Source organism: Lentzea sp. NPDC036955 (genome assembly GCF_055608005.1).
Genome location: NZ_JBVJRC010000006.1, coordinates 351,084 through 375,441, shown reverse-complemented (window position 1 = coordinate 375,441; position 24,358 = coordinate 351,084). Strand labels below are relative to the sequence as shown.

General features: G+C 70.4%; 15 protein-coding genes. 7 read left to right on the top strand and 8 right to left on the bottom strand.

Annotation, left to right across the window (positions count from 1 at the left end; translation table 11 throughout):
- Window positions 1–80 precede the first annotated feature (80 nt).
- The 6 genes from ACZ7CF_RS22370 to ACZ7CF_RS22345 form a co-directional block, all read right to left on the bottom strand.
- Window positions 81–2,039: a family 43 glycosylhydrolase gene (locus ACZ7CF_RS22370; RefSeq protein ID WP_470370465.1), complete on the bottom strand. Its 1,959-nt coding sequence runs from the start codon at window positions 2,037–2,039 to the stop codon at window positions 81–83.
- Window positions 2,036–3,682 (bottom strand): glycoside hydrolase family 27 protein, encoded by a 1,647-nt coding sequence (locus ACZ7CF_RS22365; protein WP_458431836.1) that lies wholly within the window; start codon window positions 3,680–3,682, stop codon window positions 2,036–2,038. The genes ACZ7CF_RS22370 and ACZ7CF_RS22365 overlap by 4 nt, the downstream gene beginning before the upstream one ends.
- A gap of 98 nt (window positions 3,683–3,780) precedes the next feature.
- The gene (locus ACZ7CF_RS22360) at window positions 3,781–5,241 is read right to left on the bottom strand and encodes a glycoside hydrolase family 62 protein (RefSeq protein ID WP_470370464.1); all 1,461 of its coding nucleotides are present in this window, start codon (window positions 5,239–5,241) and stop codon (window positions 3,781–3,783) included.
- Window positions 5,242–5,278: 37 nt separating this feature from the next.
- A complete protein-coding gene (locus tag ACZ7CF_RS22355; protein ID WP_470370463.1) occupies window positions 5,279–6,301 on the bottom strand; it encodes a cellulose binding domain-containing protein in 1,023 nt (340 codons plus the stop codon).
- 230 nt (window positions 6,302–6,531) lie between these two features.
- A complete protein-coding gene (locus ACZ7CF_RS22350) occupies window positions 6,532–7,575 on the bottom strand; it encodes a LacI family DNA-binding transcriptional regulator (protein WP_360389352.1) in 1,044 nt (347 codons plus the stop codon).
- Between the two features lie 157 nt (window positions 7,576–7,732).
- A complete protein-coding gene (locus ACZ7CF_RS22345; RefSeq protein WP_360389354.1) occupies window positions 7,733–8,506 on the bottom strand; it encodes a FadR/GntR family transcriptional regulator in 774 nt (257 codons plus the stop codon).
- A 272-nt stretch (window positions 8,507–8,778) separates the two neighbouring features.
- Between ACZ7CF_RS22345 and ACZ7CF_RS22340 the strand changes: the two genes are divergently transcribed.
- Window positions 8,779–11,148: an RICIN domain-containing protein gene (locus tag ACZ7CF_RS22340; protein WP_360389357.1), complete on the top strand. Its 2,370-nt coding sequence runs from the start codon at window positions 8,779–8,781 to the stop codon at window positions 11,146–11,148.
- Between the two features lie 178 nt (window positions 11,149–11,326).
- Here ACZ7CF_RS22340 and ACZ7CF_RS22335 read toward each other — a convergent pair whose 3' ends face one another.
- Window positions 11,327–12,724: a glycoside hydrolase family 6 protein gene (locus ACZ7CF_RS22335; RefSeq protein ID WP_470370462.1), complete on the bottom strand. Its 1,398-nt coding sequence runs from the start codon at window positions 12,722–12,724 to the stop codon at window positions 11,327–11,329.
- A 461-nt stretch (window positions 12,725–13,185) separates the two neighbouring features.
- Between ACZ7CF_RS22335 and ACZ7CF_RS22330 the strand changes: the two genes are divergently transcribed.
- From ACZ7CF_RS22330 to ACZ7CF_RS22305, 6 genes are all read left to right on the top strand, one after another.
- Complete coding sequence (locus tag ACZ7CF_RS22330; protein WP_360389362.1) at window positions 13,186–14,541, top strand: glycoside hydrolase family 10 protein; 1,356 nt, start codon at window positions 13,186–13,188, stop codon at window positions 14,539–14,541.
- 88 nt (window positions 14,542–14,629) lie between these two features.
- The gene (locus ACZ7CF_RS22325) at window positions 14,630–16,099 is read left to right on the top strand and encodes a glycoside hydrolase family 43 protein (RefSeq protein ID WP_470370461.1); all 1,470 of its coding nucleotides are present in this window, start codon (window positions 14,630–14,632) and stop codon (window positions 16,097–16,099) included.
- Window positions 16,096–17,445 (top strand): extracellular catalytic domain type 1 short-chain-length polyhydroxyalkanoate depolymerase, encoded by a 1,350-nt coding sequence (locus ACZ7CF_RS22320; RefSeq protein WP_470370460.1) that lies wholly within the window; start codon window positions 16,096–16,098, stop codon window positions 17,443–17,445. The genes ACZ7CF_RS22325 and ACZ7CF_RS22320 overlap by 4 nt, the downstream gene beginning before the upstream one ends.
- A gap of 133 nt (window positions 17,446–17,578) precedes the next feature.
- Window positions 17,579–20,422, top strand: coding sequence for a glycosyl hydrolase family 95 catalytic domain-containing protein (locus ACZ7CF_RS22315; RefSeq protein WP_458431830.1), 2,844 nt, complete (start codon window positions 17,579–17,581; stop codon window positions 20,420–20,422).
- 45 nt (window positions 20,423–20,467) lie between these two features.
- Window positions 20,468–21,775 (top strand): CE1 family esterase, encoded by a 1,308-nt coding sequence (locus tag ACZ7CF_RS22310; RefSeq protein WP_458431829.1) that lies wholly within the window; start codon window positions 20,468–20,470, stop codon window positions 21,773–21,775.
- Window positions 21,772–23,094, top strand: a complete 1,323-nt coding sequence (locus tag ACZ7CF_RS22305) for a ricin-type beta-trefoil lectin domain protein (RefSeq protein ID WP_470370459.1) — start codon at window positions 21,772–21,774, stop codon at window positions 23,092–23,094. Before ACZ7CF_RS22310 ends, ACZ7CF_RS22305 begins: the two co-directional genes overlap by 4 nt.
- A 182-nt stretch (window positions 23,095–23,276) precedes the next feature.
- On the opposite strand, the gene ACZ7CF_RS22300 is transcribed toward ACZ7CF_RS22305, so the two are convergent.
- Window positions 23,277–24,317, bottom strand: coding sequence for a LacI family DNA-binding transcriptional regulator (locus tag ACZ7CF_RS22300; RefSeq protein ID WP_458431828.1), 1,041 nt, complete (start codon window positions 24,315–24,317; stop codon window positions 23,277–23,279).
- Window positions 24,318–24,358 lie beyond the last annotated feature (41 nt).

The window sequence follows — 24,358 nt, the reverse complement described above, 5'->3', positions numbered from 1 at the left end:
CGGCACGACCGTGTTGGTAGTAGAAAAGTACTGGTTGATGTTGAGTTGGTAGTACTTGCAGACGCCGGGGAAGCAGAGGGTCAGGGGGTCGTGAGTTCGAAGCGGGACACGGCCACTGAGCCGCCCAGTGCCTGGGTCGCGTGGTTGAAGATGCCGAACCGGTAGCCCATGAAGAACTGCCACTCGTTCTTCAACGTGAACCCGCTGCCCAGCGAGGTGAAGTTCACCCCGTCGGTGCTGTAGGAGAACCGGGCCTGCCTGCCGCTGCCGGGTCTGATGTCGGCGTTGGCGCGCAACCAGATCCGGGTCCCGGACAACGCCGCGCTTGCGACCTCCGTGCCGGTGCCGGTGGTGTTCCAGTTGCTGTCCATGGTCAGGCCGTTGACCATCACCACCCGGTTGCGGCCGCCGTCGCGCTTGACGCCGATCCACGCCGAGGAGTCGCGCAGCATCGCCAGGCCGCTGCGGTCGCCGTCGCGCATCGCGCTCACGTCCAACGCCACGGTGGCCGTGGAGGTCGGGCCCTGCACGCGGTGGGTGAGGGTGTTGCGGGCGCTGTACAGGTCGTTGGTGACGGTCGCGGTGGACAGCCGCAGGCCGTTGTCGACGCTGTACTTCGTGGTGTCGGGGTTGTGGTTCCACTCCCACTGCGGGCCGAGCTTCGTGCCCTGGAACGTGTCCACGCCGATCATCGGTTTCACCTGGCGCGGTGGTGCCGGCAGGTTCGGCATCGGGTAGTTCACGCCCCAGCCGCCGTTGACGGTGGTGATGCGCGGCCAGCCGTCGGAGGTCCAGGTGATCGGGGCGAGCACCGGCACCCGGCCGCCGGGGTAGGCGTCCACGAAGGCCATGTAGTACCAGTCACCGTTCTGCGTCTGCACCATGCCGCCCTGGTGCGGCACGCCGCCGCCCTGGATCGGGGTCGGCATGTTCAGCAGCACCTGCTGGACGGTGTAGGGGCCCCACGGGTTGGAGGCCTTGAGCACGTACTGGCCGTTCGCGGGCCTGGTCAGCCAGATGTAGTAGTTGCCGCCGCGCTTGTAGAAGCGGGCGCCCTCCAGCGTGCCGATGTTCGACGGCGTCTGGAACACCTGCTGCGAGCGGACCTCGGACTTCCCGTCCGCCGAGAGCTGCGCGACGCTGATCGTGGTGTTGCCGTAGGCGACGTACATCGTGTCGTTGTCGTCCACGAGCATGCCCGCGTCGTAGTAGCACTTCGGAATGGTGGCGTGCTTGGTCCACTGCCCGTCGACCGCGGTGGCCGTGTAGATGTGGGTCTGGGCGAAGTCGATGCACCCGCCCCAGTAGAACGTCTTGTTGCTCTTGCGGTGCTGCAGGAACGACGCCCAGATGCCCCGCACGTAGCCGCGGCCGCCGTTCATGTCGTACTTGTTGCCGAAGTCCAGCCTGGGCACGGAGTGGCCGGCGAACTCCCAGTTCACCAGGTCGTAGGAGCGCAGCACGGGCGCGCCCGGCGAGTAGTGCATCGTGGAGGCCGAGTAGTAGTACGCGTCGTCCACGCGGATGATGTCGATGTCCGCGAAGTCCTGCCACAGCACCGGGTTGGTGAACGACGACGGCCGGGGCGTGGTCGTCGTGGTCGTCGTGGTGGTCGTCGTGGTGGTCGTGGTCGTGCCGGTGTCGTTGCACGTCGTGCCGTTGAGGCGGAACGACACCGGGTCCTGGTTGGCCGAGCTCGTCGTCGCGTTGAAGCCGAAGTCCACCTTGCCGCCGGTGGGGACGGAGCCGTTGTACGACGCGTTGCGGGCACTCACCTGGTCGCCGCTCTGCGTGATCACGGCGTTCCAGTGCTGCCCGACCTGCTGACCGGAGGCGTAGGTCCATTCGAGGGTCCAGCCGTTGATCGCGTCACCGGTGTTGGTGATCGCCACGGACGCGCCGAAGCCGCCCTGCCACTCGGAGGTCTTGGTGTAGGTCACCGAACAGCCGGGTGCGGCCTGGGCCGCGGTGCTCGCGGCGAGCCCGCCCGCCACCAGGGTGACCGCGGCGAGTGCGGCCGCGTACGGTGCGCGCCTCATGACCGGCTCCACTTCTGGTTCGACTGGCCGTTGCAGGTCCACAGCACGAGCCGGGAGCCGTTCGCGGTCGCCGCCCGTTCGACGTCCAGGCACAGACCGGCCTGGGTGTTGCGCAGCGACCCGTCGGCCTCCGCGGTCCAGCGCTGGTTGGCCTGGCCGTTGCACTGCCAGATGATGACCCGCGTGCCGTTGGCGGTGCCCTGGTTGTAGGCGTCGAGGCACTTGTCGCCGAACACCCGCACCTCACCGCCCGCCCAGCTGGTCCACTGCTGGCTGGCGGCGGTGGCGCAGTCCTGGATCGTGGCGTTCGCGCCCGCCGCGGTCGAGCTGTTCTCCACGTCGAGGCACCGGTTCGAGCCCGCACCGCGCAGTCGTGCGGTGGTCGACTGCACCGGGCTGCCGCCGCTCACCCGGAACGCGGCCACGCCGTGCGCCGGGACGGACGCGGAGATCGCGCCGGAGGTCGACGACGTGCCACCGGTCCACAGGTCGGTCAGCGTGAAGCTGCTGCCGGACAAGCCGATCTGGGCGGCCGTGGTGGACACCGTCGCGGTGCCGCCGCCCCGGTTGAACAGGCCCACGGCGACCGAGCCGTCCGACAGCGGCTTGGCGAACACCTCGGTGTTGCCGTCGTCGCGCACCCGTCGGCCACCGGCGCCCAGCGCGTCCTGGTTGACCGCGATCAGCCTGGTGTTGCGCAGCACCGCGCTCACGTCCGCGGACATGGTGCGGATGTCGTTGCCCGCCATCAGCGGAGCGGCCATCAACGCCCACAGCGCGAAGTGCGCGCGGGACTCGGTCAGCGTGAGACCCGGCCGGCCGACGACCAGCATGTCGGGGTCGTTCCAGTGGCCGGGACCGGCCTGCGCTGCCAGCGGGGCGGTGACGTCGAGGACGTTGCCCACTCCCATGGGGTAGCTGTTGACGTTGCCGTTCTGCCAGATGTCCAGCAGGTCCTCGGTCGTGCGCCAGAGGTCGGCGATCTCGCCCCAGTTGTACTTGTCACCGGTGGGGGCGTGGAAGCTGTTGGAGTTGATGCTGTAGACGATCGGGCGGCCGGTGGCGCGCAGCGCGTCGCGCATGATCGTGAAGCGGGCGATCTGCTCGTCGCGGGTGCCGCTGCCCGAGCACCAGTCGTACTTCAGGTAGTCCACGCCCCAGGACGCGAACGAGCGGGCGTCCTGGGCCTCGTGGCCCTTGCTGCCGGTCGAACCGGGGTGCGTGCCGACGCCCTGCGCGCACGTCTTCTCGTTCGGCGCCTGGTAGATGCCGAACTTCAGGCCGCGCGAGTGGATGTAGTCGCCCAGCGCCTTCATCCCGCTGGGGAACTTCGACGGGTGCGCCCGCAGGTTGCCCGCGGAGTCGCGTTGCGGGTCGAACCAGCAGTCGTCCACGACCACGTACTGGTAGCCGGCGTCGCGCATGCCGGAGGACACCATCGCGTCCGCGGCCTGGCGGACCTGGCCCTCGGTGATGCCGCAGCCGAAGCTGTTCCAGCTGTTCCAGCCCAGCGGCGGGGTGAGCGCCGGGCTGCCGGGCGCGGCGACGACGGGGGACGCGGTGACCTGGCTCGCCGTGACGGCGGCGACCGCGGTCAGCAGGGCGGCGGCGAGGTGCGCCAGTCTTCTCGACCGGGTGGGCATCGTTGCCTTCTCTCGGACAGGGAGGGTGTGGGGCGGTTCTGCGGCAGTGGGAGGACGCCGCCGGGGCGGGTGTCCGGCGGCGTCCGGCTGGGGGGCGGTCAGCAGGTCGAGTTGGTCTGCGTCAGCAGGCCGAGCTTCCAGGGCAGCTGGTTGTAGTCACCACCCGCGTTGGGGTCCATGCCCTGGTAGAGGAACTTCAGCTGGCACGGGCTGATCTCCATCGTCTGGTCCACACCGGAGCGGATCATCTCGCCGTGGCTGATGTCACGCGTCCACTGCCCACCGGGGAACGTCACGTTGTTCGCGCGGGCGAACGGGTTCGACTCCTCCGCGGCCAGCGGGGTCCACGGGCCGGTGATCGCCGGTGCGGTCCAGGTGCGGAACCAGCGCCGGCCGTCCGAGCCGATCGCCTCGTGCACCAGCAGGTACTGGTTCTTGCCCGCGATCTTGTAGACGTTGGACGCCTCGAACAACCGGTTGCGGTTGGAGTCCTGCATCGCGATCACGGTGTTGGTGAACCCGTTGGGGTACTGGGCGAGCGTCGTCTCCGAGCGGTACAGGTGGCCGTTGTCGTCGGAGGAGAACAGGTAGCACTTGGCGGTGTCGCAGACGACCCAGAAGTCGACCCAGTAGCCGTTGCCGATGTTGTCGCGGATGATCTGCGGCATGCCGCCCGCGTAGAAGTTCTTCGGCGCCGACCACGAGGACGGGTTCGAGATGTCCGTGGTCGTGGAGTACGACGCGTTCGAGCCCGTCTGGTACACGAGGTACCACAGGCGCTGGGGCGCGAAGTAGAACACGTGCGGCGCGGCCTTGTACCCGGTGCCCACAGCCGTGCGGTCCAGGTAGTAGTGCGGTGCCGAGGACGCCTGCGAGAAGTCCGCGAAGCTCGTGTACATGATGTTGTAGCCGGTCGTGTAGACCGACGCGAACACGTGGTACTTGCCGTTGTGGTAGACGATGCTCGGGTCCTTGACCGAGTACACCCTCGGGTGCGCGGAGTCCGGCTTCGGCGAGATCAGCGCACCGCCGGAGGACCAGCGGAAGCTCGACGGCAGGTTCCCGACCGGCGGGTTGTCCGACGTGGTGGTCGTCGTCGTCGTGGTGGTCGTGGGGCCGACGTCACCGGTGCACAGCGTGCCGTTGAGGGTGAACGCGGTGGGGTTCGGGGAGTTCGTGCCGGACGCGGTCCCGTTGAACCCGAACTCGACCTTGCCGCCGGTGCCGATCTGCGCGTTGTAGGCGACGTTGCGCGCGGTGACGTCGGCGCCGGACTGGGTCACCTGGGCGTTCCAGGCCTGCGACACCTTCTGCCCCGCGTCGTAGCTCCAGGTCAGCGTCCAGCCGTCGACCGCGTCACCGAGGTTGGTGACGCTGACGTTCGCGGTGAACCCGCCGTCCCACTGCGACGGTGCGGAGTAGGTGACCGAGCAGCCGGGGGCGGCCGAGGCGGGCGGCAGCGCGACCGCGGTCAGCGCGGTCACCGCCAGCAGCGGCACCGCGGTGAGCGCGGTGAGCCGGGCTCTGCGGGAGGAGAACAGTCGTCGTACGAGGAACATGATCACCCTTCGACGTCGGAGGGAGGGACCGGCCGGGTCACGCGCAGGTGGCGGTGCCGACCGAGGGCGCACCGGACCCGGAGGCGAGGAAGCCGAACGTGGTGGTGGCGCCGGGGGCGAGCGCGCCGTTGTAGGGGGCGTTGGTGACGTTCACCACGCCGCTGGCGGTACCGCCCCAGAGCTGGGAGATGGTGTGGCCGCCGGGGAGCGTGAACCGGACGGTCCACCCGGTCAGCGCGGTGGCGGTGGGGTTGGCGACGGTCACCTCGGCCTGGAAGCCGCCGTTCCAGGTGCCGGTGACCTGGGCGGTGGCCGTGCACGATCCGCCGGGCTGCGGTTGCTGCGGGTCGCCGACGCTGCCCGGCACCGAGCGCAGCGCGGTGAACCAGGTGGCCGCCATCTTGGCGTAGCCGGCGGCGTTCGGGTGGATGCCGTCGGGCAGGTCCGAGATCGGGACCGACGGGTACATGTCCACGACGTGCACCCGCTTGCCCGCCGCCGCCTTCGCGCGCAGCAACGGCACGATCGCCGCGTTGTAGCCGCGCACGGTGGCGTCGGCGAACCGGATCGGGATGATCGTCGAGACGAACACCTCCGCGTTCGGCGCCTGCGCGATGATCTTGTCGACCAGCGCGGACAGCCGCCGCGGCGCACCGCCCGGATCGCTGCCGTACATGTCGTTGGTGCCGATGTGCAGCAGAACCGTGCGCGGTGTGTAGGTGCGCAGCCAGTTCACGACGTTCGCGTCGACCTGCGCGATGGTCCAGCCGGGGTGGCCCTCGTGGTTGCGGTCGGGCATCGAGGACGGGCCGTCGGCCAGTGACCCGACGAAGTCGACGGACCGCCCGTCGGCCCGCAGCTTCGCCCCCAGGTCGAGCCGGTAGCCGCCGATCGAACCGCCCTGGGTGATGGAGTCACCGAGCGGCATGACCCGCACCGGGTCCGCCGCGACGTCCACAGTGGACTGACCGGGCGACGTGGACTCCTCGACTGCCGCAGGCGGTGCCGCCAGCAGGACGGCGAGCGCGGCTGCGCACAGGGCGGTGAGCGGGCTCGGCATGGGTGGGCCTTCCCGGGAGACCGGGGTGGCAGGCCCGTGGTCTCCCTGCGTCGTCGCTGACGAGCGGTCCGCGGCAGGGGTCCGACTCCGGCCAATGTAACCAGGCCGTCACAGCCGGTCAAAGCTAAAGTTGTGAGCGTTAACCTTTAGCTTCACCCACGAGAAGCCGTCGAATTTCATTCGATCGAGCCAAGCACTGTTAACGCACACATCGACCGTCGAGTCCTCCGTCAACGACGCGGAGCGGCCACCGATCCCCCCTCGCGCACCGGCATCGGCACCCGGTGGACCATCGGCGCGCGGGCGTCGCGACCCCGCCGTTCCACCACGTCCACCAGCACCGCGACCGCCTTCGCGCCGAGCTCGTGGTGCGGCAGCGCGACCGTGGTCAGCCGGGGCCGCATCCACGAGGCGACCGGGTGGTCGTCGAAGCCGATCACCGAGACGTCGCCGGGCACCGAGAGCCCGGCCTCGGCGAGCGCCTGGTAGGCGCCGAACGCCAGCCGGTCGTTGAAGCACACCAGCGCCTTCGGGCAGTGCCTGCGCAGCAGGGCGCGGGTGGCCTCGTAGCCGTACTCCGGTGTCCACTTCGGACAGCGGTGGGCGCCGGCCACCTCGACCCCGGCCGCGGTGAACACGTCGCGCAACCCGAGGAGCCGTTCCACCGCCGCGATGCTGTTCGGCGGCACGTCGTAGGCACCGGGTCCGGCGCCGATCAGGTGCACGCCCCGGTCGTGCCCGGCCTCGACCAGCACCAGCGCGGCCGAGCGACCGGCCTGCAGCTCGTCGGGCACCACCGACGGCGCCCGCGTCCTGGTCCACGCCGTGGCGTTGAGCAGCACGGCGGGGCCGTCGTGCACGCTGTCGGGCACCACGATGGCCCTGGTGTGCATGGCGGCGAAGATGACGCCGTCCGCACGCCGGTCTCGCATCGCCTCGACCAGCGACCGCTCCACCACCGGGTCACCGCCGGACTCGCCGACGAAGAGCATGAAACCGTTCTGATAAGCCGCGTCCGCGGCACCGCGCACCATGTCGCCCGCGAGGCCGGAGGAGGCCACCGCGTCGGACACGAAGCCGATCGTCTGCGACCGGCCGGTGCGCTGGCCCGCCGCGAGGGTGCTGCCGCGCCGGTAGCCCAGCTCCTGCGCCGTGGAGCGCACCCTGCGCTCGGCGGCCTCGGAGATGCGCAGCTCCCGTGCTCTGCCGGTCAGGACGAGCGAGGCGGTGGTGACCGACACCCCGCTCGCCGCCGCCACGTCGGCCAGTGTCACGCGCGTTCGTCCCACTCCGGATCCGCCTCCCGTCGCAGTACGGGCCCCGACCGCGTTGGCCCGGTCGGGAGGTTGCACGAAATGCTCGTGGTCACACGTCTTCACACCGGGCGTTCGCCGACCGGTCCTGGCGGAGGGACCGGCGGCGGGCACCCGCCTAGCGCTTCAGCCGGCCGGGATCGCCGGCGGCACCGCGGCGCACCAGCCACGCCTCGGTGATGTGGGTGAACATCGCCGCCGCGGCGCCGGGTGCGTCGTGGGCGGCGATGCGCTCGTAGATGCGGCGGTGGCCGCGGTTGGAGGCCTTGCACATGTCCCGGCCGCTCTTGCCCTGGTAGCCGGACGAGTTGATGACCTGCCCCTCCAGCGAACGCACGACACCGCGGGCGATGCGGTTGCCGGAGGCCTGCATGATCGTGTCGTGGAACTGCCGGTCGTGCTGCTCGTAGGTCGCGGTGTCGTCGACCAGCTCGTCCATCCGGTCGACCAGCTCCCGCAACCGGTCCAGCACGTCCTGCCCGGCCGTGAGCGCGGCGACCTGGGCCATGTCGGACTCCAGCAGCCGCCGGGTCACGACGACGTCGTCGAGGATCGCGAGCGTCTCGTCCTCGGCGATGGTGGCGGCGAGGACCAGCTCGTCGAGCATGTTCCACTGCGCCTGCTGGGTGACCGTGGTGCCCGCGCCCTGGCGGACCCGGACCAGCCCCTTCTCCTGGAGGATCTTGACCGCCTCGCGGATCACCGTCCTGCTCACCGAGAACGTCTCGCACAGCACCGGTTCCGGGGGCAGCGTCGTCCCCGGCGGGTAGCTGCCGCGCACGACCCGCTGCACCAGCTCGGCGGTCACCGCCGCGGCCAGGTTCGCCGGTCGCCGCGTCCAGCCGGGAGGCGCGGTGGTGACCGGCTCCGGCTGCGAACGTGTCGCTGACATCTGGCCTCCGTTGCGCTCCACGACGTCGTTGACGGCGATCCGACAGTATACGTAACACCATTGACGTCACACGTCATACGAGTTACGTTCCGATCTGTTTCCGGACGCGGGTGTTGACACCACGTCCGTGGCCCCTGGTGCGCCAGCCGGGGCCGCGGCCACCCGCCGGGTCGTTCCACGTCTCAGCCACGTCTCCGTCCACACCGGACATCACTCCGCCCGTCGCCGCAACGGGAGGGTGACCAGGCCACGCCCCTGCACGAGGAGGTCCCTTGTCCACGTCCCCCACAGCGCGCCGGCGGAGCGCGGTCGCGCTCACGGCGGCAGTGGTCGCCGCGCTCGTCACCGCTCCCCCTGCCACCGCGGCGACCACCACGCTCCACGCCTCCCCCACGGGCACCGGCACCAGCTGCACCGCGACCGAGCCGTGCGCGCTGCCGGCGGCCCAGGCGGCGGTGCGGTCCCGCACCGGCTCGATGACCGGCGACATCGTCGTGGAGCTCGCCGACGGCACGTACCGGCTCTCCCAGCCGTTGCGCTTCACCGCGGCCGACTCCGGCACGAACGGCTACCGGGTGCTGTGGCAGGCCGCGGCGTCCGCGCGACCGGTGATCAGCGGGTCGAGGGCCGTGACCGGCTGGACCGTCGCCGACTCCGGAAAGAACATCTGGCGGGCCGACGTCGGCACGGGCCTCGACGCCCGCCAGCTCTACGTCAACGGCGCGATCGCCACCCGCGCGCGCACGCAGCTCAACCGCGCGGACTTCACGTTCACCGACACGGGCATGCGCTTCTCCAACAGCGCGCTGAACTACCTCAACACCCTCGCGAACCAGAGCCGGGTCGAAGTGGAGAGCGTCAACTCGTTCACCGACCGGTACTCGCCGGTGCAGAGCATCAGCGGCAACTTCCTGACGATGCAGCAGCCCGCGTGGAACAACAACACCTTCGGCTACGACACGCTCAGCAAGCCGCACCGGGCCGGCCCGCTGTACCTGGCCAACGCCTACGAGCTCCTCGACTCGCCGGGCGAGTGGTACCTCAACACCGGCACCGGCACGCTCTACTACATCCCGCTGTCCGGCCAGAGCATGAGCAGCACCAGCGTCGAACTGCCGGCCCTGCAGTCGCTGGTCAACGTCGGTGGCACCTACGACGCGCCCGCGCGGAACATCACGTTCGCCGGCATCACGTTCACCGGCACGTCGTGGCTCGGCCCGAGCAGCAACCAGGGCTTCGCCGACCAGCAGACCGGCGCGTTCATGACGGGCAACCAGAACTGGCCCGCCGACCGGATCAACTCCTGCCAGCAGGGTTGCGCGCAGTTCGAGGCGGCGCGGCCGAACTGGGCGCAGATGCCCGCGGCGGTGCAGGTGTCGGCGGCCAGCGGCATCACGTTCACCGACTCGAGGTTCTTCAACCTCGGCCAGACCGCGATCGGCATCGGCAACGACGCCAACGCCCACGCGAGCGGCGTCGGCCTGGGCGCGTCCGGCATCACCGTGACCCGTTCGGAGATCGCCAGGACCTCGGCGGGCGGCGTGGTCGTCGGCGGCGTGCGAGCCGATGCCCACCACCCCGGTGACCAGCGGATGGTCAACCGGGACATCACGGTGAGCCACAACCGCATCCACGACATCGCCGTCGAGTACCGCGGCAACGTGTCGGTGCTCAACACCTACGTCAACGGCGCGACCGTGGCGAACAACGAGATCTACAACCTGCCGTACTCGGGCCTGTCCCTGGGCTACGGCTGGGGCGCCAACGACGCGGGCGGCAGCAACCACTACGCCAACCGCGGCCTGTACAACTACCAGCCGCGCTACTCGACGCCCACCACCGCGGCGAACAACCGGCTGCTCAACAACTACGTGCACGACGTGATGCAGCAGATGACCGACGGCGGGTGCATCTACACGCTCGGGTGGAACCCGAACGCGGAGATCAGCGGCAACCACTGCCTGCGCACCAACGGCTGGTTCGGCCTGTACTTCGACGAGGGCTCGAAGTACTACCGCGCCACCGGCAACGTCTTCTCCAACACCGGCACGTGGGCCACCGCCAACTACTGGGGCGGCGAGAACATGGGCAACTGGACCGTGAGCAACAACTGGTCCACCAACAACAGCACGAACATCACCAACGGCGACCGCGGCAACACCGTCTCCGGCAACGTGGTCGTCTCGAACGGCAACTGGCCGGCCGGTGCTCAGGCGGTGATCGCGAACGCCGGTCCGACCGGCACCGGTGGCGGCGGCCGGCAGAACGTGACGGTCGTCGGCACCCAGTCGGGCCGCTGCCTGGACGTCGCCGCGGTCAGCAACAACACCAGGGCCCGGCTCTGGGACTGCACCGGCAGCACGAACCAGCGCTGGAACCACACCACGGGCCGGCAGCTCACGCTCGGCGGCAAGTGCCTCGACGCCTCCGGCCAGGGCACGGTGAACGGCACCGCGGTGATCCTGTGGGACTGCACCGGCGGCCTGAACCAGCAGTGGAACGTCAACGCCGACGGCAGCATCGCCGGTGCGCAGTCCGGGCTGTGCCTGGACGCCAGCGCCAACGGCACGGCGAACGGGACGCTGGTGCAGCTCTGGACGTGTCACGGCGGCACGAACCAGAAGTGGACGCTGCGCGACTGAGGGGCCGCGCGGTGGGTGCGGGGGCCGGCGCCGTCCGGTCCCCGCATCAAGCCGGGAGAGGAAGATCGTGCGTGACGCCCAGTCCTGCCCAGCTGGCGTGCTCGCGCGGGAGACGGCAGTCCCCGCCACGGCCGGGGTGTGGGCCGTGACGGGGAACCGGTTCCCTGCCGGAGGAACGTCAGGAGGAGCAGGCAGCTCCGTTCAGCGCCGGCGCCTGGAACGGCGGCGTGGACCCGGTGTGGTTCGCGTTGTACCCGATGACGGCCTGGCCGCCGGACGGGATGGAGCCGTTCCACGACGCGTTGGTCACGGTGACCACGTCGCCGCCGTCGCTCCACTGGCCGCTCCAGCCCTGCGTCACGGTGACGCCGGGTGCGGAGAAGGTGAAGGTCCAGCCGTTGACCGCGGCACCGCGGTTCTCGACCACGACCTCGGCGCTGTAGCCGCCCTGCCACGAGCTGAGCAGGCGGTGGGTGGCACGGCAGCCGCCGCCGGGGTTGCCGCCGGTGGTCGTCGTCGTGGTCGTGGTCGTCGTGGTGGTCGTGGTGATCGGGCCCGCCGCCATCGCCAGGTCGTAGGCGCGCTGCGGCACGAACTGGCCGGCCGGGGCGATGCAGCCGTCGGACTCGCCGGGCAGCTTGATCCACAGGAACGCGTCGATCTTGCCGTCGCCGGTGGCGGCCGTGCTGGGGGTGCCGATGGCGCGCCCGGCGGGGTCGCACCACTCGCTGCCCGCGGGGCCGTTGCCGTTGCGGCTGGTGTCGATGACGGCCTTCAACCTGCTGTCGCCCACCGCGTTCAGCACGTTCTTGGCGAAGTTCACCTCGTCGGAGGTGGAGCGGTAGTTGGACACGTTGGTCGAGATGCCGTCGGCGCTGTTGGAGATGTCCGCGGCGCGCAGGCGGTTCGCGGCCTCCGACGGGTTCAGCCACGCGCTGTGGCCGATGTCGAAGTACACCTTGGCCTGGGAGGAACCGGACTTCAGCTTCTTGCCCGCGTAGGCCATGGAGGCCTTGGTCTGGTTCTGCTGGTCGGCGCTCTGGCAGCTCGTCATGATCGGCAGGACGTCGGGTTCCAGCACGATCGCGGCCGGGCGTCCGCCCAGGCCTGCCGCCACCTCGTCCACCCACGCCCGGTACGCCTGGTGCGAGGGCGCCCCGCCGCCACTGGCGCCGCCGCAGTCGCGGTTGGGGATGTTGTAGACCACCAGGATCGGGATCTTGCCGGCCGCGGCGGCCGCGCCCACGAAGGAGCTGACCTCCGACCGGACCGTCGAGGTGTTCGTGGTGGTGTACCAGCGCGCCTGGGGCACGGAGGCGATCCGGTCGCGGATCACCGCCGCCTTCGAGTCACCGGGGTTCGCCGCCACCCAGCGGGCGCTGGAGCTCGACGGGTCGACGTAGTACGCCGACTCCGCGGCGCTGACGGACGCGCCGCCGCTCACCGCCAGTGCGACGGTGACGGCCACGAGTGCGCTCGCGGCCGCGCAGGCGCCCGCCGCGCGCCTCCGCGTGCCGGACGAGCGGGACTGGTCACGGGCCGGCGTGCCGGCGCGCGCGGGATCTGTTGCTCTCATTCAGGGGTCCTCGCAGCGTCGTTGCTGTTGCGATATGGGGCCGAACAATTGTGAGAGCGCTCTCACAAACCACCGAAGGGTGATTTCCGCTCGGCAGGTGCGTCCGAACTCGAACCACCGTAGGCACGCCGACGAGGGCCGGTCAAACGCTAAAAATGTGAGCGTTAACTTTAGCGCTTTGCGTTCGACAGCCCTTCAACAATTCGTGTTCGACAGATTCGATGAGCAGACTGGGAGCGCTCCCTGCATTTTGTAGCCCGTTCAGCTCAATCTCGCCGGGAAACTGCGGCCGTCTTCTTGTGAGCGTGAACATGCAACTGCCACACTCCTTGACAGCAAAGGCAACACCACCGACGCACGCAGCACCGAGCCCGGCACTGGCGCACCGGAGCTCCGCCCGTGCGAACTGTCTGCCCTGCCCATCACGCCCGGCATTCGGGCAAGTTTCGAAAGTGTGGACGATGAAACTGACATCGAGGTCAGTGTCACTTGTGCCAATCGTTTCGACAGTCGCCGCGGCGGCACTCGGCGCGACACTGATCGTCACCGCCACCGCGAACGCGGCCACCACTCTCGGTGCCGCCGCCGCTCAGAGCGGGCGTTATTTCGGCACCGCCGTCGCGGCGCAGAAGCTCGGCGACTCGACCTACGTGAACATCCTGAACACCGAGTTCAACATGGTCACCGCCGAGAACGAGATGAAGTGGGACGCGACCGAGCCCAACCGCGGTCAGTTCAACTACTCCGGCGGCGACCGCATCCTCAACCACGCCATCAGCAACGGCAAACGGGTCCGCGGCCACGCGCTGCTGTGGCACCAGCAGCAGCCGCGCTGGGCCCAGAACCTCAGCGGTTCGGACCTGCGCCAGGCGGCCATCAACCACGTCACCCAGGTCGCCACCCACTACAAGGGCAAGATCTACGCCTGGGACGTCGTGAACGAGGCGTTCGCCGACGGCGGCAGCGGTGGCCGGCGCGACTCCAACCTGCAGCGCACCGGCAACGACTGGATCGAGGCGGCGTTCCGCGCGGCCCGTGCGGCCGACCCGGCCGCGAAGCTCTGCTACAACGACTACAACACCGACGGCATCAACGCGAAGTCCACGGGCATCTACAACATGGTCCGCGACTTCAAGGCCCGCGGTGTGCCGATCGACTGCGTCGGCCTCCAGTCGCACCTGACGAACAACGCGCCGTCGGACTACCAGGCCAACATCAAGCGCTTCGCGGACCTGGGTGTCGACGTCCAGATCACCGAGCTGGACATCGCGGGCTCCAACCAGGCCAACGCCTACGGTGCCGTGACCAGGGCCTGCATGGCCGTCGCGCGCTGCACCGGCATCACGGTGTGGGGCATCCGCGACACCGACTCGTGGCGCGGTGGCGAGAACCCGTTGCTGTTCACCGGCTCGGGTGCGAAGAAGCCCGCGTACAACTCGGTGCTGGACGCGCTGAACTCGGGTGGCCCCGGCGTGACGACCACGACCACCACCACGACGACGACCACCAGCAACGGCCCCGATCCCGTCGGTGACTGCACCGCCTCGGTGGAGCTCAACCAGTGGGACGGCGGGTTCGTCGCCAACGTGAAGGTCACCGCGGGCTCCTCGGCCCTCAACGGCTGGCGTGTCACGACGACGCTCAACGGTGCCACGATCACCGGTTCGTGGAGCGCCAACCGCAGCGGCACCAGCGGAACCGTCAACTGGACCAACGTCGACTACAACGGCAGCATCGCGGCCGGCCAGTCGACCACGTTCGGTTTCCAGGGCACCGGCAGCGCTTCGGGTCTGAACCCGGCCTGCGCCGCGAGCTGACACCGCACCACGCAGCAGCCGAGGACGGTTCCGCGGACCGGAAGCGCAGTCCGGTCCGCGGGACCTCCCCTGCCCTCGGGAGACGAGAATGGTCACGACACGCAGGTTCTGGACGCACCTCGCCCTGGTGGCGGGCATGCTCCTGGCGGTGTCCGCCCCCGCGAGGGCGGACAACCCGATCGTGCAGCACATCTACACGGCCGACCCGGCCCCGCTCGTCCACAACGGACGGGTCTACCTCTACACCGGACACGACGAGGACGGCTCGACCTGGTTCACCATGAAGGAGTGGCGGGTCTTCTCGTCGGCCGACATGGTCAACTGGACCGACCACGGCTCGCCCATGAACCTCGGCACGTTCAGCTGGGCCAAGCAGGACGCGTGGGCCGGCCAGGCCGTGGAGCGCAACGGCAAGTTCTACTGGTACGTCCCCGTGGTCAACCGCGCCACCAACCGGATGGCGATCGGCGTCGGCGTCTCCGACAGCCCCACCGGCCCGTTCCGCGACGCGCTCGGCCGCCCGCTGGTCGAGAACGGCGAGATCGACCCGTCGGTCATGATCGACAGCAGCGGCCAGGCCTACCTGTACTGGGGCAACCCCAACCTCTGGTACGTCCGGCTGAACGCCGACATGACCTCCTACTCCGGCGGCGTCAGCCAGATCCCGCTCACCACCGCCGGGTTCGGCACCCGCACCGGTGACCCCAAGCGGCCGACCCTCTACGAGGAAGCGCCCTGGGTGTACCAGCGCAACGGCCAGTACTACAACGTCTTCGCGGCGAAGTGCTGCTCGGAGTTCATCGGGTACTCGACCGCGCCGGGCCCCACCGGTCCGTGGACGTACCGCGGCACCCTGATGCCCACGCAGGGCAGCGCGTTCACCAACCACCCCGGCATCGTGGACTTCAAGGGCGGCTCGTACTTCTTCTACCACAACGGCGCGCTGCCGGGCGGCGGCGGTTTCACCCGGTCCGTGGCCGTGGAGAAGTTCAGCTACAACGCCGACGGCACCATCCCGCAGCTCTCCATGAGCACCACCGGGCCACCGGCCGCGGACACGCTGAACCCGTACGTGCGCCAGGAGGGCGAGACGGTCGCGTGGGGCAGCGGTGTCGAGACCGAGGTCACCACGGAGGGCGGGCTGAACCTCAGCCACACCAACAACGGCGACTACGTGAAGCTGAAGAACGTGGCGTTCGGCAACGGCGCCGCCACCTTCACCGCACGGGTGGCCTCCACCGTGGCGGGCAGCTCGATCGAGGTCCGCTCCGGCAGCGCCACGGGCGCCCTGGCCGGCCGGTGCTCGGTGCCCAACACGGGCGGCTGGCAGGCGTGGACCACCGTCACCTGCCCGGTGAGCGGCCTGACCGGCACCCGCGACCTGTACCTGAGGTTCAGCGGCGGCAGCGGCTACCTGCTCAACCTCAACTGGTGGCAGTTCGGTCCCGCCGGCACGAGCTCCGCCGTCCGAGAACCGATCACGGAGGACACCATGTGCTCGACGATCCAGACCGTCGCCGCCACCAGGGCGAGTGACCTGACGTGCGGTGCGTCATGACCGCTCGCGCGCACTCGAGGAGGTACGGGCTCATCGCGCTCGTGCCCGTGCTGCTGCTGCTGCTGATGCTGGCCGCTCTCGCGGTCTCCCTGGTGCCCCAGCCCGCGCAGGCCGCCTCACTGGTCCGCGTCACGAACTTCGGCGCCAACCCGACCGGCCTGAACATGTACGTGTACGTCCCGGACCGGGTCGCCCCCAAACCCGCGCTGCTCGTGATGGTGCACTTCTGCACCGGTTCGGCCAGCGCCGTGCACAACGGCAACGGGCGCGACTTCGTCACCGCGGCGGACCGGCTCGGGTACGTCATCGTCTACCCGGAGGCCACCCGGGAGGGCCGCTGCTTCGACGTGGCGACCGCCGGTGCGTTGCGCCGCAACGGGGGCAGCGACTCCACCGGCATCATGTCGATGGTCGCGCACGCGCGGCAGGCCTACAACGTCGACCCGGCGCGCATCGTCGTCGCCGGCTTCTCCTCCGGCGCGATGATGACCAACGTGCTGGCCGCCGAGTACCCGGACGTGTTCAGCGCGGGGTCGGCGTTCTCCGGCGTGCCGGCCGGCTGCTTCGCCACGACCAACGGGTCGCTGTGGAACAGCCAGTGCTCCGGCGGCACCCTGCTGAAGACCCCGCAGCAGTGGGGTGACCAGGCCAGGGCGATGTACCCCGGCTACACCGGGCGCTACCCGCGGATGCAGCTGTGGCACGGCACGAACGACACCACGCTGGCGTACCCGAACTTCGGCGAGGAGCTCGACCAGTGGACCAACCTCCACGGGCTGAGCCGCACCCCGGCGTTCACCGACCAGCCGCGGCAGAACTGGACCCGCACCCGGTACGGCGCGACCGGCACCGCCGCGACCGTCGAGGGCGTGAGCATCCAGGGCGTCGGGCACGACCTGCCGCAGTCGGGGATGCTCGCGTACGCGATCTCGTTCCTCGGTCTGGACGCGCCACCGACGACGACCACGACCACTACAACCACGACGACGACCACCACCACCACGACCACGACCACGCCCGTTCCCACGGACGGATGCGCGGTCACGGTCTCGGTCAACGCCTGGAACAACGGCCTGACCGAGACGATCACCATCACCAACACGTCGGCCACCGCCATCAACGGCTGGCAGCTCGGCTTCACGCTGCCCGGCGGGCAGACCATCACCGGCGGCTGGAGCGCGAGCTACGCGCCGGCCAGCGGCGCCGTGACGGCGAGCAACGTCGGCTACAACGGCCAGATCCCGCCGAACGGCTCGATCTCGATCGGCCTGCAGGCCACGCACACCGGTGACAGCGCGGCCGCGTCCGGCTTCACCCTCAACGGCGCGCGGTGCTCCACGGCCTGAGCCCACCGCTGTCCCCAGGCGCCGGCGGGCACCACCGCGTGCCCGCCGGCGGCCCGCACCCCCACCACCCCGCTCCTCGTGGCGAGCCACCAAGGGGAGTTCCGCGATCGCGCACACCCTTTGGAGGACTGGCATGTCCGACCTGAACCGGCGGCAGCTCATGGTGCTCGGCGCGGGAGCTGTGCTGACGCAGGCGGGGTGGACGGCGACCGCGGCCGCCGACCCACCTCGGGCGCGGGCGGCCGGTGACCTCTCGCTCTGGTACGACCGGGCAGCCGGGTCCGACTGGCTGCGCGCGCTGCCGGTGGGCAACGGCAGGCTCGGCGCGATGGTGTTCGGCAACACCGACACCGAACGCCTGCAGCTCAACGAGGACACCGTCTGGGCCGGCGGGCCGCACGACTACAGCAACCCGCGCGGTGCGGGCGCGCTCGCGCAGATCCGCCAGCTCGTCTTCTCGAACCAGTGGTCGCAGGCGCAGACCCTGATCGACCAGACCATGCTGGGCAGCCCGGCCGGTCAGCTCGCCTACCAGCCGGTCGGCGACCTCCGGCTGACCTTCCCGTCGGCCACCGCCACGAACTACCAGCGGTCGCTCGACCTCACCACGGCGACCACCGAGGTCACCTACACGGCGAACAACGTGCGCCACCGGCGTGAGGTGTTCGCGAGCGCGCCGGACCAGGTGATCGTCATCAGGCTGACCGCGGAGACGGCGAACTCGGTCACGTTCACCGCGGCCTTCACCTCGCCGCAGCGTGTCACGGCCTCCAGCCCGGACGCGACGACGATCGCGCTCGACGGCATCTCCGGCACCCAGCGCAACATCGCGGGCACGGTGCGGTTCCTCGCACTGGCCAGGGTCGTGGCCGAGGGCGGTTCGGTCAGCAGCTCCGGCGGCACGCTGCGGGTCACCGGCGCCAACGCGGTCACGGTCCTGGTCTCCATCGGCACCAGCTACGTCGACCACCGAACCGTCAACGGCGACTACCAGGGCCGTGCCAGGACCCACCTGAACGCGGCCCAGGGCACCGCCTACGCCACACTGCGGTCCCGGCACGTCTCCGACTACCAGGCGCTGTTCAACCGCGTCACGCTCGACCTGGGCCGCACGTCCGCCGCCGACCAGCCGACCGACGTCCGCATCTCCCGGCACGGCAGCACCAGCGACCCGCAGTTCTCCACCCTGCTGTTCCAGTACGGCCGGTACCTGCTGATCTCCTCGTCACGCCCCGGCACGCAGCCGGCGAACCTCCAGGGCATCTGGAACGACCAGCTCGCCCCGGCGTGGGACTCGAAGTACACGATCAACGCGAACCTGCCGATGAACTACTGGCCGGCCGACACCACGAACCTCGCCGAGTGCTTCGAACCGGTGTTCCGGATGATCAACGACCTGACCACCACCGGCGCCCGCACCGCCCAGGTGCAGTACGGCGCCCGCGGCTGGGTCACCCACCACAACACCGACGCGTGGCGCGGCTCCTCGGTCGTCGACTTCGCCGCGGCCGGCATGTGGCAGACCGGCGGCGCGTGGCTGTCGACGCTGATCTGGGAGCACTACCGGTTCACCGGCGACGTGGCGTTCCTGCGCACGTACTACCCGGCGCTCAAGGGGTGCGCGCAGTTCTTCCTCGACACCCTCGTCACCGAGCCGAGCCTGGGCCACCTCGTCACGAACCCGTCGAACTCGCCGGAGCTCAACCACCACTCCGGCGTCAGCGTCTGCGCGGGTCCGACGATGGACATGCAGATCCTGCGCGACCTGTTCGACGGCTGCGCCGCCGCGTCCGAGGTGCTGGGTGTCGACACCGACTTCCGCACCCAGGTGCGGGCGGCCCGGCAACGGCTCGCGCCCACCAGGGTCGGTTCGCGCGGCAACGTCATGGAGTGGCAGTACGACTGGGTCGAGACCGAGCCGAACCACCGGCACGTCTCGCACCTGTACGGGCTGCACCCGAGCAACCAGATCACCAAGCGCGGCACGCCGCAGCTGCACGCCGCGGCCCGCAGGACGCTGGAGCTGCGCGGGGACGCCGGCACCGGGTGGTCGCTCGCGTGGAAGATCAACTTCTGGGCCCGGCTGGAGGAGGGGTCGCGGGCACACGACCTGCTGCGCTCGCTGGTGACCACGGACCGCTTGGCGCCCAACATGTTCGACCTGCACCCGCCGTTCCAGATCGACGGCAACTTCGGCGCCACGTCCGGTGTCGCGGAGATGCTGCTGCACAGCCACAACGGCGAGCTGCACGTGCTGCCCGCCCTGCCACCGGCCTGGCCCGCGGGCAGCGTCACCGGCCTGCGCGGGCGCGGCGGGTACACCGTCGGCGCGACCTGGGCCGCCGACGGCACCGTGACGCTGACCGTCACCCCCGACCGCGACGGCACCGTCCGCGTGCGCAACCGGATCTTCGGCGGCACCTTCGAGCTGCGCGACACCACGACCGGCGCGGTGGTCCAGCCGGCCCAGCCCGAGAGCGGCGTCGCCGAGTTCCCCGGACAGGCCGGGCACGTCTACCGCGCGACCGGCCAGGGCTCGGCTCCGGCGGTGGTGCGGCCGGGCGTCAACTACCGCCTCGTCGCCCGGCACAGCGGGAAGTACCTCGACATCAGCGGTGTCTCGACGGCGGCGGGTGCGCTGCTGCAGCAGTGGTCGCCGACGAGCGGGCTCAACCAGCAGTTCGACTTCCTCGACTCCGGCGGCGGGTACTACCGGCTGCGCGCCCGGCACAGCGGCCTGGTCATGCAGGTCGCGGGCTCGGGCACCGGCGCCGACATCACCCAGCAGCCCGACACCGGTGCGGCCACCCAGCAGTGGCGGGTCGTCGACCAGGGCGGCGGCGTGATCAGCCTGGTCAACCGGCAGAGCGGTCTCGCCATGGACGTCTGGAACGCGGCGACCACCGACGGCACCCGCGTGTCCCAGTGGAACCAGAGCGCGGCCGACAACCAGCGGTTCCAACTCCAGCAAGTCTGACAACCGAAGGGACGACGATGTTCCACCAACACGAGGAGCGCTGCCGTGGCAGGGCCTAGGACGGTGCTGGCGATGGCCGTCGCGAGTGCCGTGGTGCTGCTGGGCGCGGCGGGCATCGCGCTCGGCGGCACGACCACGACCACCGGCGGCGTGGGCGCGGCGGCGGCGACGGCGGGGTGCGGCAAGGCCCCCTCGCTGTCGAGCGGACGGCAGACCATCAGCAGCGGCGGCCAGAACCGCCAGTACATCCTGCGGCTGCCCGCCAACTACGACCCCAACCGGCAGTACCGGTTGTTCGTCGGGTTCCACTGGCTCAACGGCACCGCGAACGACGTCGACACCGGCGGGTCCGACGGCTACAACTGGTCCTACTACGGGCTGCGCAAGCTCGCCGACGCCGAGAACAACGGCACGATCTTCGTCGCGCCGCAGGGCAACAACAACGGCTGGGCCAACCCCGGTGGCCAGGACCTGACGTTCGTCGACGACATGCTGCGGCAGCTCGAGAACGCGCTGTGCGTCGACACGACCCAGCGCTACGCGGGCGGGTTCAGCTACGGCGGCGCGATGTCGTATGCCGTCGCGTGCGCCCGTGCCACCGTGTTCCGCGCTGTCGTCGTCTACGCGGGCGCTCAGCTCAGCGGCTGCAACGGCGGCACGCAGCCCATCGCGTACCTGGGCTTCCACGGTGTCAGCGACAACGTCCTGAACATCTCGCAGGGCCGCGCGCTGCGCGACAAGTTCGTGCGCAACAACGGCTGCACGGCGCAGAACCCGCGCGAGCCCGCCGCGGGCAGCCGCACCCACATCATCACCGCCTACAGCGGCTGCCGCGCCGGGTACCCGGTGGTGTGGGCGGCGTTCGACGGCGGGCACACCCCCGGCCCGATCGACTCCGGCGGTGACGGCTGGCGCACCTGGACCTCCGGCGAGGCGTGGAAGTTCATCACCCAGTTCGCGGGTCCGCCGGTCACCACGACGACGACCACCACGACCACCAGCGACGGACCCACGTCCACGACTCCGCTGCCCCAGGGCGAGTGCAGGGTCGGCGCGGAGGTCAACGCCTGGAACAACGGGCTGACCTCGACCATCACCATCACGAACACCGGCACGGCCGCGATCAGCGGCTGGTTGCTGGGCTTCACGCTGGGCAGCGGGCAGACCATCACCGGCGGGTGGAACGCCACCTACGACTCGCCGACCGGACGGGTGGGCGCGACCAACGTCTCCTACAACGGCGACCTCGCACCGGGCACGTCGACCAGCATCGGCTTCCAGGCCACGCACACCGGCAACACCGCGGCACCGGCGCAGTTCACCCTCAACGGCAAGACGTGCACCTCCGCATGACCGCCACGACAGAGAGCGCGAACACCCTGATGCGTACCAGGCACCTCCTCCGCCGGACGGGGTGGCTGCTCGCGGCCGCCGCGCTGGCGTTCTCCGGCAGCAGCGTCGCCCAGGCGCAGGCACCGGCCGAGCCCGCCCCGCTCGCGGCCACCCCCGGCTGCGGCAAGGCACCGACGCTGCGCAGCGGCAACCAGACGATCCAGAGCAGCGGCAAGACCCGGTCGTTCATCCTGAGCATCCCGGACAACTACGACAACACCCGCCAGTACAAGCTCGTCTTCGGGCTGCACTGGCTGGGCGGCACCGCGCAGCAGGTGGCGGGCGGCGGCAGCGACGGCGACGTCTACGCCTACTACGGCCTGCGCAGGCTGGCGAACAACTCGACGATCTTCGTCGCACCGCAGGGCCTCAACAACGGCTGGGGCAACAGCGGCGGCGAGGACGTCCGGTTCGTCGACGACATGATGAGCCGCATCGAGAACGACCTCTGCGTCGACACCACGCAGCGGTTCTCGCTCGGCTTCAGCTACGGCGGCGCGATGAGCATCTCCCTCGCGTGCTCGCGCCCGACCGTGTTCCGCGCCATCGCCGCCATCGCCTCCCCCGGCGAGATCAGCGGCTGCGCCGGTGGCACCGCACCGGTGGCGTACATGGGCATCCACGGCGTCAGCGACAACATCGGCTCCGGCCGCGGCCAGCGGGACCGGTGGGTGCGCAACAACGGCTGCACGCCGCAGAACGCGCCGGAACCGGCCGCGGGCAGCCGCACGCACATCATCACGCAGTACGCGAACTGCCGCGCCGGCTACCCGGTGGTGTGGGCGCCGTTCGACGGCGGCCACCAGCAGGGACCGGTCGACGGGTGCGCGGGCTGCGAGAGCGGTGCCCGCAGCTGGGTGAAGGAGGAGGTCTGGAAGTTCTTCACCGGCGAGACGCCGCCGGCGCCGACCACGTTCCGGCTGCGCGGTGAGGCGGCCGGCCGCTGCCTCGACGTCAACGGCGCGAGCACGGCCAACGGCGCGCAGATGATCACCTGGGACTGCCACACCAACGCGAACCAGCAGTTCACCCAGAACGGCCAGGCGCTGCAGGTGACCGGCAAGTGCCTGGACGCCCCCAACAACGCCGCTTCCGGCGCACGGGTGCAGATCTGGGACTGCCACGGCGGTGCGAACCAGGCCTGGCAGCTCACCGGCAGCGGCACGGTGACCAGCGTCCAGACCGGGCTCTGCCTCACCTCCGCCGGCACGGGCAACGGCGCGGCCGTGACGGTCGCGACCTGCCAGGGCGGTGCCAACCAGCGCTGGGTCAAGGCCTGACGTCCCGCCAAAACCGGAAAAAGAGGAGTGCGCGACTCTCTCCGCCGAGCGCCGCGCACTCCTCCAGGACGGTGTCCGAGTGGTGGAGGTCCACCCGTGCGGGCCGCATTCCGCACGCGCGGCACCACCACCCGACCGCCCGGTCCGCGTTCCCGGCCGCGAGGCCGGGTCCGGTCGCCGGATCAGCCCGACGACCCCGTTCTGCGGTGCTGGTGCGGCACCGCCGGGTCCGGGGTGCTCGCCCGCCGCGAGAGCCGCGGTGGCAGCAGCATCAACGGCGGTGGCTGCTTGCCGTCGAGCTTGGCCGCGAGCAGGTCGACCGCGTGCCGGCCGAGCTCCTCCGCCGGCAGCCGCACCGAGGTGAGCGGCGGCGACAGCTGCTCGGCGAGCTCGTCGGGGCAGATCGCGACCACGGCGACGTCACCGGGCACCTGCCGCCCGGCCGCCCGCAGGCACGACGTGATCCAGCCCAGCGCCGCCTCGTTGTGCACCACCAGCGCCGTCATCGACGGGTGCGCGCGGACCAGCGCCTTGGTGGCCCTGAGCACCGAGTCGTGGTCGTCCTCGACCGCGAGCGCGGTCGCCGCCACTCCCCTGCGCATCGCCGCGGCGCTGAAGCCGTTCATCGTGCGGTGCGCGGACCCGGTGCTGCGCCGGTAGACCGCGCTCGGTGCGCCGAGGAAGCCGATGGACCGGTGCCCGAGGTCGGCCAGGTGGTCGACGCACTTGGCCCCGGCCGCCTCGAAGTCGAGGTCGACGCAGGTGAGCCCGCGCGCGGTGGCCGGGTGTCCGATGAGGACGGACGGCTTGGACAGCTGCCGCAGCAACGGCACCCGGTCGTCGTCCATCTCCACGTCCATCACGAGGAAGCCGTCGACCTGGGCGCTGTTGGCCGCTCTGCGCAGCCCGGAGGCGCCGTCGTCCGCCGTCATCAGCAGCAGGTCCATGTCGTACCGGCGCGCGGTGGTCACCGCGGCGGTGACGAACCGCATCATGCCCGGCAGGTGCATCCCCGCGCGCAGCGGCAGCACCAGCCCGATCACGTTGGTCCGGCTCGAGGACAGGCCCCTGTCGGTCACGTGCGGCTGGTACCCCAGCGCCCTGATGCTCTCCCTGACCCGCGACTTCGTGTCGGCGGAGATCGACCGCTTGCCCGTCAGCACGTAGGAGACGGTGCTCGGCGCGACTCCTGCGTGCCGAGCGACGTCCGCGATGGTGACCACACCGCCTCCTTCCCGCGTTCACCCGCTGTAGCGTTCCGACA